General features: G+C 73.6%; 13 protein-coding genes. 2 read left to right on the plus strand and 11 right to left on the minus strand.

Going from position 1 to position 14,887, the window contains the following annotated elements; translation table 11 throughout:
- Nucleotides 1–32: 32 nt before the first annotated feature.
- The 11 genes from QPK52_RS14110 to QPK52_RS14160 all read right to left on the minus strand — a co-directional run bounded on the left by QPK52_RS14110 (nucleotide 33) and on the right by QPK52_RS14160 (nucleotide 11,830).
- Nucleotides 33–563: a hypothetical protein gene (locus QPK52_RS14110; protein ID WP_410537833.1), complete on the minus strand. Its 531-nt coding sequence runs from the start codon at nucleotides 561–563 to the stop codon at nucleotides 33–35.
- Nucleotides 560–1,873: an MCE family protein gene (locus QPK52_RS14115; RefSeq protein ID WP_410537834.1), complete on the minus strand. Its 1,314-nt coding sequence runs from the start codon at nucleotides 1,871–1,873 to the stop codon at nucleotides 560–562. The genes QPK52_RS14110 and QPK52_RS14115 overlap by 4 nt, the downstream gene beginning before the upstream one ends.
- Entirely contained in the window at nucleotides 1,870–3,255 is a 1,386-nt protein-coding gene (locus tag QPK52_RS14120; RefSeq protein WP_410537835.1) for an MCE family protein, read from the minus strand. The genes QPK52_RS14115 and QPK52_RS14120 overlap by 4 nt, the downstream gene beginning before the upstream one ends.
- Entirely contained in the window at nucleotides 3,252–4,379 is a 1,128-nt protein-coding gene (locus QPK52_RS14125; protein ID WP_410540328.1) for an MCE family protein, read from the minus strand. Before QPK52_RS14125 ends, QPK52_RS14120 begins: the two co-directional genes overlap by 4 nt.
- A gap of 149 nt (nucleotides 4,380–4,528) precedes the next feature.
- Complete coding sequence (locus QPK52_RS14130) at nucleotides 4,529–5,536, minus strand: MCE family protein (RefSeq protein ID WP_410537836.1); 1,008 nt, start codon at nucleotides 5,534–5,536, stop codon at nucleotides 4,529–4,531.
- Entirely contained in the window at nucleotides 5,533–6,633 is a 1,101-nt protein-coding gene (locus QPK52_RS14135) for an MCE family protein (protein WP_410537837.1), read from the minus strand. Before QPK52_RS14135 ends, QPK52_RS14130 begins: the two co-directional genes overlap by 4 nt.
- Nucleotides 6,630–7,904 (minus strand): MCE family protein, encoded by a 1,275-nt coding sequence (locus tag QPK52_RS14140; protein WP_410537838.1) that lies wholly within the window; start codon nucleotides 7,902–7,904, stop codon nucleotides 6,630–6,632. The genes QPK52_RS14135 and QPK52_RS14140 overlap by 4 nt, the downstream gene beginning before the upstream one ends.
- 3 nt (nucleotides 7,905–7,907) lie before the next feature.
- Nucleotides 7,908–8,684, minus strand: coding sequence for an MlaE family ABC transporter permease (locus QPK52_RS14145; RefSeq protein WP_410537839.1), 777 nt, complete (start codon nucleotides 8,682–8,684; stop codon nucleotides 7,908–7,910).
- 173 nt (nucleotides 8,685–8,857) lie between these two features.
- Complete coding sequence (locus tag QPK52_RS14150) at nucleotides 8,858–9,628, minus strand: MlaE family ABC transporter permease (protein ID WP_410537840.1); 771 nt, start codon at nucleotides 9,626–9,628, stop codon at nucleotides 8,858–8,860.
- Nucleotides 9,625–10,587, minus strand: a complete 963-nt coding sequence (locus QPK52_RS14155; protein ID WP_410537841.1) for an ABC transporter ATP-binding protein — start codon at nucleotides 10,585–10,587, stop codon at nucleotides 9,625–9,627. The genes QPK52_RS14150 and QPK52_RS14155 overlap by 4 nt, the downstream gene beginning before the upstream one ends.
- A gap of 115 nt (nucleotides 10,588–10,702) precedes the next feature.
- Entirely contained in the window at nucleotides 10,703–11,830 is a 1,128-nt protein-coding gene (locus tag QPK52_RS14160; protein ID WP_410537842.1) for an RNA polymerase sigma factor, read from the minus strand.
- Between the two features lie 217 nt (nucleotides 11,831–12,047).
- Here QPK52_RS14160 and QPK52_RS14165 point away from each other — a divergent pair, with 217 nt between their 5' ends.
- Together QPK52_RS14165 and QPK52_RS14170 are read left to right on the plus strand one after the other, a co-directional pair.
- Nucleotides 12,048–13,415 carry an APC family permease gene (locus QPK52_RS14165; protein ID WP_410537843.1) on the plus strand — a complete coding sequence of 456 codons (1,368 nt, stop codon included), beginning with the start codon at nucleotides 12,048–12,050 and terminating at the stop codon, nucleotides 13,413–13,415.
- Between the two features lie 97 nt (nucleotides 13,416–13,512).
- Entirely contained in the window at nucleotides 13,513–14,685 is a 1,173-nt protein-coding gene (locus tag QPK52_RS14170; protein WP_410537844.1) for a PP2C family protein-serine/threonine phosphatase, read from the plus strand.
- The last annotated feature ends 202 nt before the right edge of the window (nucleotides 14,686–14,887 follow it).

A 14,887-nucleotide genomic window follows, 5' to 3' on the forward strand; every position in this document is an offset into this window, starting at 1 on the left:
GGTCCTCCTCGCTGGTGCGGTGTGCGGCCGGCTCAGCCGACGAACTCGATGTCGGAGGTCAGCCACCGCCCGTTCTCGTGCACGAGGTCGAGCTGCAGGCGGTAGTTGCGCACCTGGCCCTCGGGGGCGGCGGTGTTGGTGACCCTGCTGTCGGCCACCACCAGGACGCGGGCGGAGCGCTCGTCGGCGCGGACGACACCGGCCTCCAGGACATGGCCCTTCGAGACCGACTTGTTCTCGGCCACCAGCTTCGTCAGCTCCTCGGTCTGCGCGGCGAACTGCTCCTTGAAGTCGCCGGTGGCGCCCTTCAGGACGTTCTCGCCGTCCCGCTCGTAGTGCCGGTAGTCGATCGAGGTGAAGTTGACGGTCATCTGCCGGGCCGCCGCCAGCACGTCGCGGTGGCGCCTGTCGTCCTGGTGCCGCTGGTAGAGCTGGAGGCCGAAGTGGGAGGCCAGGCCCGTCAGCAGGACGACGAGGGCGGTGAGCACCGTGAGCAGGAGCCTGCCGTGCCGCACGGTGAGGGAGTGCAGCGCCGCGCGGGCGGCGGACAGCCGGGCGGTCATGCCACGGGTCCTACGAGCAGCCATTGCCAGGAGTCCTTTCCGAACAGGCTCTGTGCCCCGCCGGTGGCGCCGATCCGGACCACCCGGCCGCCGGGCGCGGCGGCCAGGCCGGTCTCGGGGTCGTAGGGGGTGACGTACGGCGGGGCGCCGGACGGGGACGGGGACTGGGATTGGGACTGGGATTGGGACGTGGAGGGGGAGCCGGACGGGCGGGGCGCGTTCTGGGCGCCGCGCACCGACGTCTCGCCGCCGCGCGGGGCCGTGCAGCGGGCCGAGGTGTTCGCCGGGCGGTGGCCGGTGTCGGAGGGGTCGCGCCACCGGGTGCCCTCGTAGCCCTGGCGGCACGACGGCGGATGGTCGGCGTTGAGGACCATGCCGAAGTGGACGGTGCCGTCGCCGGGCACCACGGTGGAGCTGCCGGCGACCACGGCGGGGAAGGTGACGAGCGTCTGCTCGATGGCCGGGAGCCGGGCGACACCGATCTGGGCTCCGCTGATCAGGTTGCCGAGCAGCACCGGCAGGGCGGAGCGGTTGTCCTTCAGCAGCGAGTCCAGTTCGCGGGCGGCGGACGTACCGCTGCCCAGCAGCTTGCGGAAGTCGCCGTCACTGGCCTTGAGCTGGGCGGTGAGGTCGGCCAGGTCCCGGGAGAAGGACTTGATCGACGAGCCCTTGTCCGTCTGGGTCTTCAGGGCGGTGCGGGAGTCCTCGATCAGCTTCACCGTCTGCGGGAGGGCGTCGTCCGCCGCGCCGATCAGCTTGTCGCCCGAGTCCACCAGGCGGCTCAGGTGCGGGCCGGTGCCGGCGAAGGCGTCGCCCAGCTCGTGGACGGTCACCCGCAGGTCCCGCCGGTCGACGGAGGCGACCAGCCGGTCGAGGCTGAGGACCATGTCCGTCGTGGGCAGCGGCACCCGGGTGTCGTCGCGGGGGATCGTGCTGCCGTCGCGCAGGACCGGGCCGCCGCGGGTGCGGGGCTGGAGGTCCACGAACTGCTCGCCGATGGCGGAGCGGTTGGCCACCACGGCGAGGGTGTCGGCCGGGATGCGCGGGCCGTCCTCCATGCGCAGCTCCACCGAGACGCCCTCGGAGCCGGACAGCCGCAGTTCTCCCACACGGCCCACGGGGACGCCGCGGTAGGTGACCTCGGCGCCGCTGAAGATGCCGCCGGACTCGGCGAACTCGGCCCGCACGGTGTAGCCGCGGTCCAGGAGGCGGTCGGCCAGCCCGGCGTACTCGGCGCCGACGTAGGAGACGCCGACGGCGGTGATGGCGGCGAACGCGGCCAGCTGCGCCTTGGCGGTACGAGTGATCATCCCAGGATCCCCCTCGTCATCAGGTCCGCGAGCGCCCGGTCCACGCCGTCGGCGCGGTACGCGTCGGCGTGGAGCGGGGCGGGAGCGTGGTACGCGGCGGGGCTGCCCGTGCAGATTGGCGGGCACAGCGGGCCGCCGTCCCCGTCCGGATCCCCGTCCGGGTCCCCGACGGGGGGCTCGGGCAGCCCGGGGACGTCGGGGGCGTCCGGGGTGCCGGGGACCTCGGGGAGTCCGGGCACGTCCGGCAGTTCGGGTACGCCCGGCAGCTCCGGGGCGCCGGGCGGTTCGGGCGGGCGGGGGGTCCGCGGGTCGCCGGGGCCGTCGTCCAGGTTGCCGTAGAGGCTCCTGAGGTCGAGGTCGGCGGTGACCTCCAGGTTGACGTAGTCGCCCCGGATGGAGTCCACGACGTTGCGGGGGAAGGGATAGGTCGTCATCAGCTCCAGGGCGTTGGGCAGATCGTCGCCCGCCGCGTTCAACTGCTTGAGGATCGGCCGCAGATGGCGCAGGTTGGCCACCAGGTCGTCCTGCGAGGCGTTGATCACCCTGGTGCCGGCGGTGCCGAGCCTGGACAGGGCGCGCAGCATCTTCGTCAGGTCGCCGCGCTGGTCGGCCAGGACCTCCAGGGCGGGAGGGATGTCGTCCAGGGCCTTCCCGATCGTCTTCTCCTCCTTCCTCAGCCTCTTCGACAGCCGGTCGATGCCCTCGATCGCGCGGACGATCTCGTCGCGCTGGTCGTCGAGGCCGCCGACGAAGGTGTCCAGTTCCTCCAGCAGGGCCTTGATCCGGTCCTCACGGCCCTCCAGCGTGCTGTTCAGCTCCTTGGTGATCGTCTTGAGCTGGGCCACGCCGCCGCCGTTGAGCAGCGCCGACAGGGCGGACAGCACTTCCTCGATCTCCGGGTGGCGGTCGCTGCGGGACAGCGGGACGCGGTCGCCGTCGCCGAGCCTGCCCGCCGGCTCCACACCGGCCGGCGGCGCGGACAGGGAGACGTACTTCTCGCCGAGGATGCTGGTCTGGCGGAGTTCGGCGACGGCGTTGCCCGGCAGCTTCACCGAGTCGGAGATCCGCAGCCGCACCCGGGCCTTCCAGCCGTCGAGCTCCACCTTCTCGACCGCGCCCACCGTGACGTCGTTGACCTTGACCGAGGACTGCGGCACCAGGTCCATGACGTCCCGGAACTCGACGGTCACGCGGTACGCGTCGTCGCCCGTGGCGGCGCCGCCGGGCAGCGGTACGTCGTGCAGCCCGCCGAAGCCGCAGCCGGACAGCAGCAGCGATCCCGACAGGGCCCCCAGCAGGGCTGCCCCCGGCAGGGGATGGCGGTGTGCGGGATGGCGGTGTGCGGGACGTCGGGGCGCGGAGCCGTACGGGTGCGCGGTCATGCCCGGGCCTCCAGGATTCCGCCGAGCGTCCGGTCGATGCCGGGCGCCCCCGCCGCGGGGCCGTCGCCCGACGGCCCTGCCGAGCCGGGCAGTTCGGGAAGGGAGTCGAACAGCTCGCGGATGTCCGCGCAGTCCTTCCCCGCCCGGCCGTCCTCGCCGGCGGTCCTGAGCAGCGAGCACAGCAGGGAGGCGGGGTCCTGCGGGAAGTGCGGGTTGTTCCGGGTGTCGAGGGTGCCGGAGGCCGGGTTGTAGGCGAGGTCCAGGTTGGAGAGTCCGGCGGGGGCGACGTCGACGAACTCCTCCAGGGCGGCGCGCTGTTCGACCATGATGCGGGTGACCTTGCTCAGCCCCTTCACATTGGAGGTGATCGACTTCTCGTTGTCCCGGACGAAGGCGGACACGTCCGCCATCGCGGCCGCCAGGTGCCTGATGGCCTTCCCCAGGTCCTTGCGCTCGCCGGCGAGCTGGTCGGCGACGTCGGCCAGGCTGTCGTTGAAGGCCCGGACGCTGTCGTCGTCGTCCGCCAGCGCCGAGGTGAACACCTGGAGGCCGCGCACGGTGTCGAACAGGTCCCCGCGGCCGTCGGAGAGGGTGGTGACGGCCTCGGAGAGGTCCTCGACGGTCTGGTGGATCCTCTCCCCCTGGCCGTCCAGGGTGTCGGCGCTCACCCCCAGCAGCCGGGAGAGCGAGCCGTCCTCGTTGGCGCCCTCGGGGCCGAGCGCCTCGGCGGTGGTGTGCAGGCTCTCGTAGACGCGGTCCAGTTCGACGGGCACGGCCGTGCGCTCCTCGGGGATGACCGCGTCGTCCTCCAGCGCCGGGCCCTTGCGGTAGACCGGCAGGAGCTGGACGTAACGGTCGCTGACCACCGAGGAGTTGATGATCGCGGCCTTGGCGTCCGCCGGAATCCTGCGGTCGGCCGGCAGCTCCAGCCGGACGCGGACCCGGTCGCCCTGCGGGGTGATCTCGGTGACCTCGCCGACGCGTACGCCCAGGACGCGTACGTCGGAGCCGGGGTAGATGCCGACCGTGCGAGGGAAGTAGGCGGTGATCCGGAGGTCGTCCTGCCGGGGCCACAGCACGACGGCCGCTCCGGCCAGGACCGCCAGGGCCAGGACGAGCGCCAGGCGGCGCGCGGCCGGCCGGCGTGCGGCGGGGACCCGGCCCGCGAGGCGCCGCAGCGGAGCCGGGAGAGTACGCCGCGGGGTGAGCCGGGGCAGCCGGGGGATCCGGGCGAGCCGGGGGATTCCGGGGATCCGGGCGGGAGCGGGCCGCCTCATCGTCCACCTCCCGGCGGCACGTCCGCGGAAGGCCCGCCCCCGGGCGCCACGGGGCCGGGGGCGACCAGGTTCTGGACGTAGCTGTCGAACCAGGGGCCGTTGCCCAGGGTGTTGGTGAAGACGCGGGCGAAGGGAGCGAGCAGCTTGACGCTGCGGTCGAGGCTCTCCTGGTTGCGTTCCAGCATGGTGACCACCGTGTTGAGGTTCTTCAGGGCGGGGCCGAGCTGCGCGCGGTTGTCCCGGACCAGCCCGGAGAGCTGGATGCCGAGCGCCGAGGCGTTCCTCAGCAGCGCGTGGATGACCCTGCGCCGCTTGCTGATCTCCCGGAACAGCTTGTCGCCGTCCTTCACCAGGGTGGTGAAGTCCTCGGCGCGGTCCGCCAGCACGCCGCTGACACCACTGGCGTTCTTCAGCAGTTCGCGCAGTTCGGCGTCGCGGGACGCCACGGTCCTGGAGATCTTCGACAGGCCCTTGATGGACGCCCTGACCTCGGCCGGGGAGTCCTCGAAGGTGGCGGAGACGGTGTCCAGGGCGTCGGCCAGCCGCTCGGTGTCGACCTCCTCGGTGGTGGTGGTCAGATCGCTGAACGCCTCCACCACGTCGTAGGCCGGCACGGTGCGGTCCAGCGGGATCTCGCTCCCCGGCTCCAGCCTGCCGGGCCCGGCGGGCTCCAGCGCGAGGTACTTGGCGCCCAGGATCGTCTTGACGCGGATGGAGGCGCCGGTGCGGCCGCCCAGCTCCGGCCCGTCCTCGATCCGGAAGGAGACCTTGACGTGGTCGCCGTCGAGCTCGACGGCGTCGACCTTTCCGGCCTTGACGCCCGCGATGCGCACCTCGGCGCCCGGCCTGAGCCCGCCGGCCTCGGAGAAGGCCGCGCTGTACCGCTCGCCGCCGCCGATCAGCGGCAGGTCGTCCGCGTTGAACGCCGCGCCGACCAGCAGCGCGATCACGGTGAGGCCGACGGCCCCGACCGTCAGGGGGTTGCGTTCCCGGAAGGGGATCACGGCCGGCACCTCCCCTGCTCGGCGCGGAACCGGGGCGTGACCGCCTCCGCGGTCTCGGGCAGGACGATCCGGCCGTCGAAGTCGCACAGGTAGAAGTTGAACCAGGAGCCGTAGGTGGCGGTGGCGGTCAGCTTGTCGAGTTTGTTCGGCAGTCGCTTCAGGACGCCCTCCACGGTCTTCTCGTTGTCCTTGAGCGTGCCGGCGAGTTCGCCGAGCTCGGCGATGTCGGTGCGCAGCGGCGGGCGGCTCTCGTCGATCAGGCCGGTGGTGGCCGCGGTGAGGTCGTTGATGCCCGTCAGCGACTCCCCGATCGCCTTCCGGTCGCCGGACAGGCCCGAGACCACCCGCCGCAACTGGACGAGGAGGCCGGAGAAGCGGGTGCTGCGCTCGTCCAGCGTGTCCAGCACGGAGTTGAGGTTGTCGATCACCGAGCCGATCAGCTCGTCGCGGTCGGCGAGGGTGGTGGTGAGCGAGGCGGTGTGGGCCAGCAGGCTGCGCACCGTGCCGCCCTCGCCCTGGAAGGTCCTGATGATCTCGGTCGCGAGCTTGTTGACGTCCTCGGGGCTCAGCGCGGCGAACAGCGGCTTGAAGCCGTTGAGCAGCACGTTGAGGTCGAGTGCGGGCTGGGTCCGCTTCAGGGGGATGAGTCCGCCGGGAGGGAGCCGCCTGCCGTCGCCGGCGCCCTCGGTCAGCGCGATGTACCGCTGCCCGACGAGGTTGCGGTAGCGGATGACGGCGCGGGTGCTGGTGAGCAGCGGCCGGTCGCGGGAGACGGTGAAGACGACCTCGGCGAGGGTGCGCGTCCCCCTGCCGCCCCTGTCCCCCCTGCCGTTCTCGCCGTTCTCGCCGCCCCTGCTGTCCCCGGTGCTCTCCTGCCGGATCCTGATGGACTCCACCTCGCCGACCCGGACTCCGGCCACCCTGATGTCGTCGCCCTCCTCCAGGCTGGTGACGTCGCTGAACACCGCCCGGTAGGTGTCCTCGGGGGTGAAGGAGACGGTGACGATGGTCGCCGCCAGCACCGTGGTCGCCAGTACGGTCACCACCGTGAAGAGGCCGAACTTCACCAGCGGCGCCGTGACGCTCCTGGAGTTCACGCGACGCTCACCTCCGTTCCGCGGGCCATCGGGCCGAAGAGCAGGGTCGTGACGGCGGGCACCTCGTCGGCGGGCACGCCCATGACCGGGGCCACCAGAGCACCGAGCACCCGCTGCTCGGGTCCGGTGGCGGACACCCGGCCCGGTGTCCGGCCCGGGCCGGAGGAGGCCGCGCCCGCGTGGCGGGCGTCCGAGGTGCCGTCCTCGAACCGGCGCTGGGGGGCGGGGACGGGCGGGTCGGGCATGCCCGCGCAGTGCGGGCCGCGGCGGTCCTCGTAGCGGGGCTCCTCGCCGGGGCGGTAGCCGGGCCGGACGGGGGCGACCTCCAGCGTGATGTGCATCCGCCCGCCCTCGAACGCCTTCTCCAGCCGCTTGTCCTGCTCCACCAGGCCCTCCAGCAGGCACGGGTACTCGGGGGAGTAGCGGGCGAGCAGGGCCAGGGTCGGGCGGGAGACGCGGCCCAGGGTGACGATGCGGTCGCCGTTGTCGTCCAGGAAGGCGCGGCCGGTGCCGGCGGCGGTGGTCGTCCCGGTGAGGAACGACGCCAGGGTCCGGCGCTTCTCGACCAGCGTGCGGCTGGTGGTGAGGGCGTTGCGCAGCACCCTCATCAGGTCGGGCGCGGCGTCCCCGTAGATCTCGGCCACGTCGGCGAAGCGGGAGATGTCCTCCTGGAGGGAGGGCAGGTGCGGGTTGAGGCGGCGCAGGTAGCCCTCCAGGCGGACGAGGTTGTCGCCGATCTCCTCGCCGCGCCCCTCCAGGGCGGTGGCGAAGGCCGACAGGGTGGCGTTGAGCCGGCCGGGCTCGACGGTGCGCAGCAGCGGCAGCAGGTCGTCCATCAGCTGCTGGAGCTCGATGCCGACCCTGGTGCGGTCCTGGGTGATGACGTCTCCGGCGCGGATGGGACGCTCGGAGGGGTTCTCGGGGATGACGAGGTCGACGTACTTCTCGCCGAACAGCGTCTTGGGCAGCAGGCGCGCGTGGACGTCGGAGGGGATCAGGGAGGTGTGCTCCGGCTTGAGCGCGAGGTCGAGGGTCGCCTTCTCGCCGTCGGCCCGCACCTCGCGGACCTCGCCGACGATCAGTCCCCGCAGCTTGACGTCGGCGCGCTCGCGCAGCTGGTTGCCGAGGGCGTCGGCCTCCAGCGTGACGGCGACCACCGGCGTGAACGCCTGCCGGTACACCGCGACGGTCAGCGAGAGCAGCAGCGCGAGCACGGCGGTGAAGGCCAGGCCGTACAGCCGCAGCCGGGCGGCCGGTGTGGTGTTCGGCATCGGCTACCCCGCTATCCGCACGGTCGTGCTGGCGCCCCAGATCGCCAGGCTCAGGAAGAAGTCCAGGACGTTGATGGCGACGATGGAGGTGCGCACCCCGCGGCCGACGGCGATGCCCACGCCCGCCGGGCCGCCCGTGGCGTGGTAGCCGTAGTAGCAGTGGACGAGGATGACCACGACGGCGAAGACGATCACCTTGCCGAACGACCACAGCACGTCGACCGGCGGCAGGTACTGCTGGAAGTAGTGGTCGTAGGTGCCGGTGGACTGCCCGTGGTAGACGGTGGTGATGGTCCGGGCGGCGAGGTAGGAGGAGAGCAGCCCGATCACGTACAGCGGGATCACCGCGGCGAATCCGGCGATCATGCGGGTGGTGACGAGGAACGGCAGCGAGGGGACGCCCATCACCTCCAGCGCGTCGACCTCCTCGCTGATCCGCATGGCGCCGAGCTGGGCGGTGAAGCCGGCCCCGACGGTCGCGGACAGGGTCAGCCCGGCCACCAGCGGCGCGATCTCGCGGGTGTTGAAGTAGGCGGAGAGGAACGCCACGAAGTTGGAGGTGCCGAGCTGGTTGAGCGCGGCGTACCCCTGGAGGCCGACCTCTGTGCCGGTGAAGAAGGAGAGGAAGGCGATGACGCCGACGGTGCCGCCGACGACCGCCAGCGCGCCCCGGCCGAAGCTCACCTCGGCCAGCAGGCGCAGCACCTCCTTCTTGTGGCGGCGCAGGGTCCGCCCGGTCCAGGCCAGGGAGCGCCCGTAGAAGGCCACCTGGGTCCCCATCTCCTCCAGGGAGCGGGCGGGGGGACCGAGGAGACGTTTCGGCAGTCCCGCCGGCCCCGCCGGTCCCGACGGTGCGGGCCGCGCCGTGCGCGGCTGTTCCGGCGGCTGTCCGGAGGGCTGCCCGGGCGTCCGCTCCGACGGCAGTCTCGATGGCTGTGCCACTGGTCGTCTCCCTATCCCCGCTGCGGGACGATCTGGAAGTACGCCGCGGTCATCACGAAGTTGGTCACGAAGAGCAACATGAAGGTGATGACCACCGCCTGGTTGACCGCGTCGCCCACGCCCTTGGGCCCGCCCTTGGCGTTCAGGCCCTTGTGGGCGGCGACGATCGCGGCGATGGCCCCGAAGACCAGTGCCTTCAGCTCGGCCGCCCACAGGTCGGGGAGCTGGGCGAGGGTGGTGAAGGAGGCCAGATAGGCGCCGGGGGTGCCGTTCTGGAGGATCACGTTGAAGAAGTAGCCGCCGCAGACCCCGACCACCGAGACCAGCCCGTTGAGCAGGGCGGCGACCAGCATCGTCGCCAGCACCCGGGGCACCACCAGACGGTGGACCGGGTCGATGCCGAGGACCTCCATGGCGTCGATCTCCTCGCGGATCCTGCGGGATCCGAGGTCGGCGCAGATCGCGGTGCCGCCCGCCCCGGCGATGAGCAGCGCGGTGACGATCGGCGACGCCTCCCGCAGCACCGCGAGCACCGAGGCGGCCCCGGCGAAGGACTCGGCGCCCAACTGCCGCGTCAGGCTGCCGATCTGCAGCGCGATCACGGCTCCGAAGGGGATGGAGACCAGGGCGGCGGGCAGGATCGTGACACTGGCGACGAACCACGCCTGCTGGATGAACTCCCGCCACTGGAAGGGGCGCCGGGGCAGGGTGCGCAGGACGTCCAGGGCCAGGGCGAACAGGGCGCCCGAATGCCGCAGCCCCTGGGCGGGCGAGAAGCTCACGCTCCCTTCACCCCCTCCCGCGACCACACTTCCGCCTCGCGCTCCGCGATCGCCTCCCAGCGGGGCGGCCGGACGATGCCGGGGCTGGGCAGCAGCCGCGGGGACACGCCCTCGCCCGAGGCGCCCTTGCCGCCGCGCGGCCCGCGGTGCTCACCGGCGTCGAGCTCGGCCAGCTCCTGCTCGACCTGGGCCGCGTCCTTCTCCTCGGCCATGCCGATCGGGCCCTGCATCCGGCCGTGGAGGAACTGCTTGACCACCGGTTCGCCGCTGGCCAGCAGGGTGTCCCGGGGCCCGAACATCACCAGTTCGCGCCGGAACAGCAGCCCGATGTTGTCCGGCACCTGCCGGGCGGAGGCGATGTCGTGGGTGACGATCAGGAACGTCGCGCCGGTCTGCGCGTTCAGGTCCACGATGAGCTGGTTCAGGTAGGCCACGCGCACCGGGTCGAGGCCGGAGTCGGGCTCGTCGAACAGGATGATCTCCGGTTCCAGGACGAGCGCCCGGGCCAGGCCCGCCCGCTTGCGCATGCCGCCGGAGATCTCCCCGGGCAGCTTCTCCTCGGCGCCGATCAGGCCGACCATGTCCATCTTCTCCAGGACGGTCCGCCTGATCTCGCTCTCCGGCCTGCGGGTGTGCTCCCGCAGCGGGAAGGCGATGTTGTCGTACAGGCTCATCGAGCCGAACAGCGCGCCGTCCTGGAAGAGGACGCCGAACAGCTTGCGCACCTCGTACAGTTCGCGCTCGCGGAGCCGGGTGACGTCCCTGCCCTCGATCGTGATCGAGCCGCGGTCCGGCCGCAGCAGGCCGACGAGGGTCTTGAGGAAGACCGACTTGCCCGTGCCCGAGGGACCGAGCATCACCGAGATCTCACCGGCCGGAAGCGTCAGGGACACGTCCTGCCAGATGACCTGTCTGCCGAAGGACTTGGTCAGCCCTTCGACACGGATCTCGACACCCATCCGTTCCGCCCTCCAGCCGTGGAGCAGGTGCGTACACCCGCTCTACGGGGAGGGCCGGGGCGTCCGTCGCCGGAAGCGCGGAGTTTTTCGTTCCCCGCCCCGTGTGCCGGCCCGGTCAGGGGAGGGCGCCGACCGGGTCCCCGGCCGGATCCGCGGTGAGGCTCCCGGCCGCCTTCCCGGTCGCGCCCTCGACCGCGTCCCCGGCGTCTTTGGCGGTTCGGGACAGCTCGTCGGGGGCGACGGAGCCGCCGCCCGCCGCGTCCGGACCGCCGAGGCCGCCGCCGGGCAGGGACGGGGCCTCCGGCCGGGGAAGTGCGTCTGGCTCCAGCCGAGGAAGCCCGCCGGCCTCCGGCACGCCGGTCTCCTCCGGCACCCCTGGCAGCTCCGGCGGGCGCGGCGGTTCCGGGAGCACCGGCGCACCGCTCGCGGCGGGCTCCGGCCCCGCCGTACGGCCGCCCTCCGCTGCCCGGTCCGCCGTGTGCCGCGCCCCTTCGGGGGCGGGGCGGCCGGGGGCCGCGGGCCGGTCCGGCCCGCCGTCCGCCGCGGGCCGCTCGGCGGCCGGGGCGGCGCCGGCCCGGGGAGGGAGATGGTCCTGCGGTCGCTCCGAGGCGGGCAGCGCGAGGCCCAGGACGGCCACCACGGTCGCCGTGGACACCGCCCCCGCCGTCTGGAGACCTCCCGTGACGGGCGCCTTGCCCCGGCCGAGCAGCCACGCGGTGAGCGCCAGCGTCCCCGCGAGCGAGGCGCGCATCGTACGCCGGGCCCGGGCCAGCAGCGACTCCACCGTCCGGTAGCTCAGGCCCATCTTCCGGGCGACCTGCCCGACGTCCAGGTCCTCCGCCTTCAGCCACAGGGCCTCCGCCTGGCGCGGCGGCAGCTCCACGCTGCGCGTCGCCACCCAGGAGGCCTCCGCACGGTCGCACACCACGTCCTCGACCGGCGGCGCGCCGGGGGCGGCGAGCGTGGAGCGGCTGCCCACCTCGGCCTCGCGGCTGATCTGCCGGTGCCGGTCGACGCACAGCCGCACGGTCACCGTCGTCAGCCACGCGCCCAGGCGCTCGTCCTCCACCTGCGGGTTCTCCCAGGCCCTCAGCAGCGCCTCGTGGACCGCGTCCTCGGCGTCCTCCACGCTCGGGGAGCGCCGCCGGGCCACCCTCAGCAACTGCTCGCGGTGGCTCCACAGGAGCTGCCACCGCTCCTCCGGATCGCCGCCGGGACGCGCCGGCCGGCTGTCTCGCGCCATACGCTTCCTCCGCACCATCGGGACCGAACCGCCGGGAACACGGAACGTGCCTGCTGAGGAGGCCGACCGTCCTCCCAGCCGACATTACCGTCCGGTACTCGCGGTGGGGAGGGGGCTGCGTCCGCCGGATCGGACGCGGCGTTCGGCGCAGCCGGCCGGAAGGCCCGGACTCTCGGCGGCTCCCGCGGACTTCCACGGATAAGGATGGAGACCGACCATGAGCGGATCACCGGTCCAGGGACCCTCCCGGGAACCTGCCCGGGAACCGGCGGAGGCCGGAGCCGGAGCGGGGACGGGAGCGGGGGCGGAGCCGGGCGGGAGGCTGCTGCGGCGGCTGGGCACCGGCGACGCGGTGGTGATCGGCCTGGGGTCGATGATCGGCGCGGGCGTCTTCGCGGCCTTCGCCCCGGCGGCCCGGGCGGCCGGGGCCGGTCTGCTGCTCGGCCTGGCGCTGGCGGCGGTGGTCGCGTACTGCAACGCGGCCTCCTCGGCCCGGCTGGCCGCCCGCTACCCGGCCTCCGGCGGCACCTACGTCTACGGCCGCGAGCGGCTGGGCCCGTTCTGGGGCCATCTGGCCGGCTGGGGCTTCGTGGTCGGCAAGACCGCCTCGTGCGCGGCGATGGCCCTGACGGTGGGCCTGTACGTGTGGCCGGAACAGGCGCACGCGGTCGCGGTCGCGGCGGTGGTGGCACTGGTGGCGGTGAACTACGCGGGCGTTCAGAAGACCGCCTGGCTGACCCGCGCGATCGTGACGACCGTCCTGGCGGTGCTGGCCGCCGTCGTGGTCGCCTGCCTGACCTCCGGCGAGGCGGACGCCGCACGGCTGGCCTTCTGGTCCTCGCCGTCCGGGGCGGACACGTCCGGCGGCGTCTCGCCCGGCGGTGTGCTCCAGGCGGCGGGCCTGCTGTTCTTCGCCTTCGCCGGGTACGCGCGCATCGCCACCCTCGGCGAGGAGGTGCGCGATCCGGCCCGCACCATCCCCCGGGCGATCCCCCTGGCGCTGGGCATCACCCTGGTCGTCTACGCCGCCGTCGCGGTCGCGCTGCTCGGTGTGCTGGGCGGCGACGCGCTGGGCCGGGCGACCGCGCCGCTGGCCGACGCGGTGCGCGCGGCGGGCGTACCGGAGCTGGTCCCGGTCGTCACCGCCGGGGCGGCGGTGGCGGCGCTGGGCTCGCTGCTGGCCCTGATCCTCGGCGTTTCGCGCACCACCCTGGCGATGGCCCGCGACCGGCACCTGCCGTCCGCGCTGGCCGCCGTGCATCCGCGCTCCGGCGTGCCGCACCGCGCCGAGCTCGCCGTCGGCGCGGTGGTGGCGGTGGTGGCCGCCACGGCGGATCTGCGCGGCGCGATCGGCTTCTCCTCCTTCGGCGTCCTGGCCTACTACGCGGTCGCCAACGCCTCCGCCTGGACCCTCGGCCCCGGCGAGGGGCGCCCGCCGCGGATCGTGCCGGCGGTGGGGCTGACCGGGTGCGTGGTGCTGGCCTTCGCCCTGCCGCTCGCCTCGGTGCTCCTGGGCGCGGCGGTGCTGGCGGCCGGTGCCGCCTCGTACGGGGTGCGCCGCGCGGTCGCCGCCCGCCGGGCGTAGGTGCCCGGGCCCTGGTGCTCGGTGCCCCGGCGTCCGGCGTCGTCCGGCCGGACCTGATCGACTCGCCGGGACGCCGGGCATCGGGAAGATTGGAGGGGTGCACGGCGACGGGCGGCAGGACACGGGCGGGGGCAGGACCCGTGCCCGTGTCATCCCCGTCGTCGGCCGCCCGCCCTGGTTGCTGCCCCTGCTGCTGGTCCTGATGGGGCTGGCGGTCAATCTGCTGACCCCTCCCGAGGTGTTCCTGAGCGCGCCGTTCATCGCGGCGTGCCTGGTCGCCGCGGCCCTGTGGACGTTCGGCGGCACGGCGGCCATGGTGGCCGCCTCGACGGCCGTGGTCCTCGCCCTGCTGGTGCGGGCCGGACTGCCCCCGGCGGAGAGCACGGCGCGGCTGGTCACCAACACCACCGTCGGAGTGCTGGCCCTCGTCCTCAGCCGCGTGCTGCACCACAGCGACATCAGCGTGGCATCGGCCCACCGGGTCGCCGAGGCCGTCCAGCTCGCGGTGCTGCCCGTGCCGCCCGGCCGGGTCGGCGACCTCGGGATCGCCGTCCGCTACGAGGCCGCGCAGGCGCACGCCCGCATCGGCGGCGACCTGTACGGCGTGGAGCGGACGCCGTACGGGCTGCGGCTGCTGGTGGGCGACGTGCGCGGCAAGGGGACGGGCGCCGTCGGCACGGCCACCGTCGTGCTCGGCGCCTTCCGGGAGGCGGCCGAGACCGAGGAGGACCTGGCGGCGGTCGCCGACCGCATCGAGCACGCCCTGATCCGGGAGGCCGGGCAGCGCGAGACGGGGGCGGGCCGGTCGGAGGAGTTCGTCACGGCCGTGCTCGCCGAGATCCCGGCCGGGGAAGCGGGGAGCCTGCGGATCGTCAACCGGGGCCATCCGCCGCCGGTGCTGCTGACCGGGGAGGGGGAGGTGCGGCTGCTGGAGCCGGACACGGAGGCGTACGCGCTGCCGCTGGGGCTGGGGGACCTGGCGGGGGCTTCCGGGAGCGGGCGGACCGGACCGGTGCCCTTCCCGCCCGGCTCCCTGCTGCTGCTCCACACCGACGGCCTGACGGAGGCGCGGAACGCGGCGGACGCCTTCTACGACCCGGTGGAGGGGCTGCGCGGCCGGCACTTCCCCGGGCCGGCCCCCCTGCTCGACCACCTCCTCGCGGACGTCGACGCGCACACCCGCGGGCACCGGTCCGACGACATGGCGCTGCTGGCGGTCATGCGCGACCCCGGGCCCCCGGAGCCTCCGGCCGGCGGTGACCGTCCGTAGCCGCCATGCGCCCCTCCGCATAACATCTGAGGCAACGTCAGATGGTGTGGCGTGCGTCTCATGCGCCGATCCGGCGGTCGACTCGCCCGAATTGGCCCGTCAATGCCCCGATAGTCCTCCGTCAAGAAAGCCCCATATCCAAAGAGGGGACTTGGAATCCGGAGCGCACCTCTATTAACGTTCGATAACGCAGCGCGGTCGT

It is taken from the genome of Streptomyces sp. KL2 (assembly GCF_046529545.1).
In the GTDB taxonomy this organism is placed as follows: Bacteria; Actinomycetota; Actinomycetes; order Streptomycetales; family Streptomycetaceae; genus Streptomyces; species Streptomyces radiopugnans.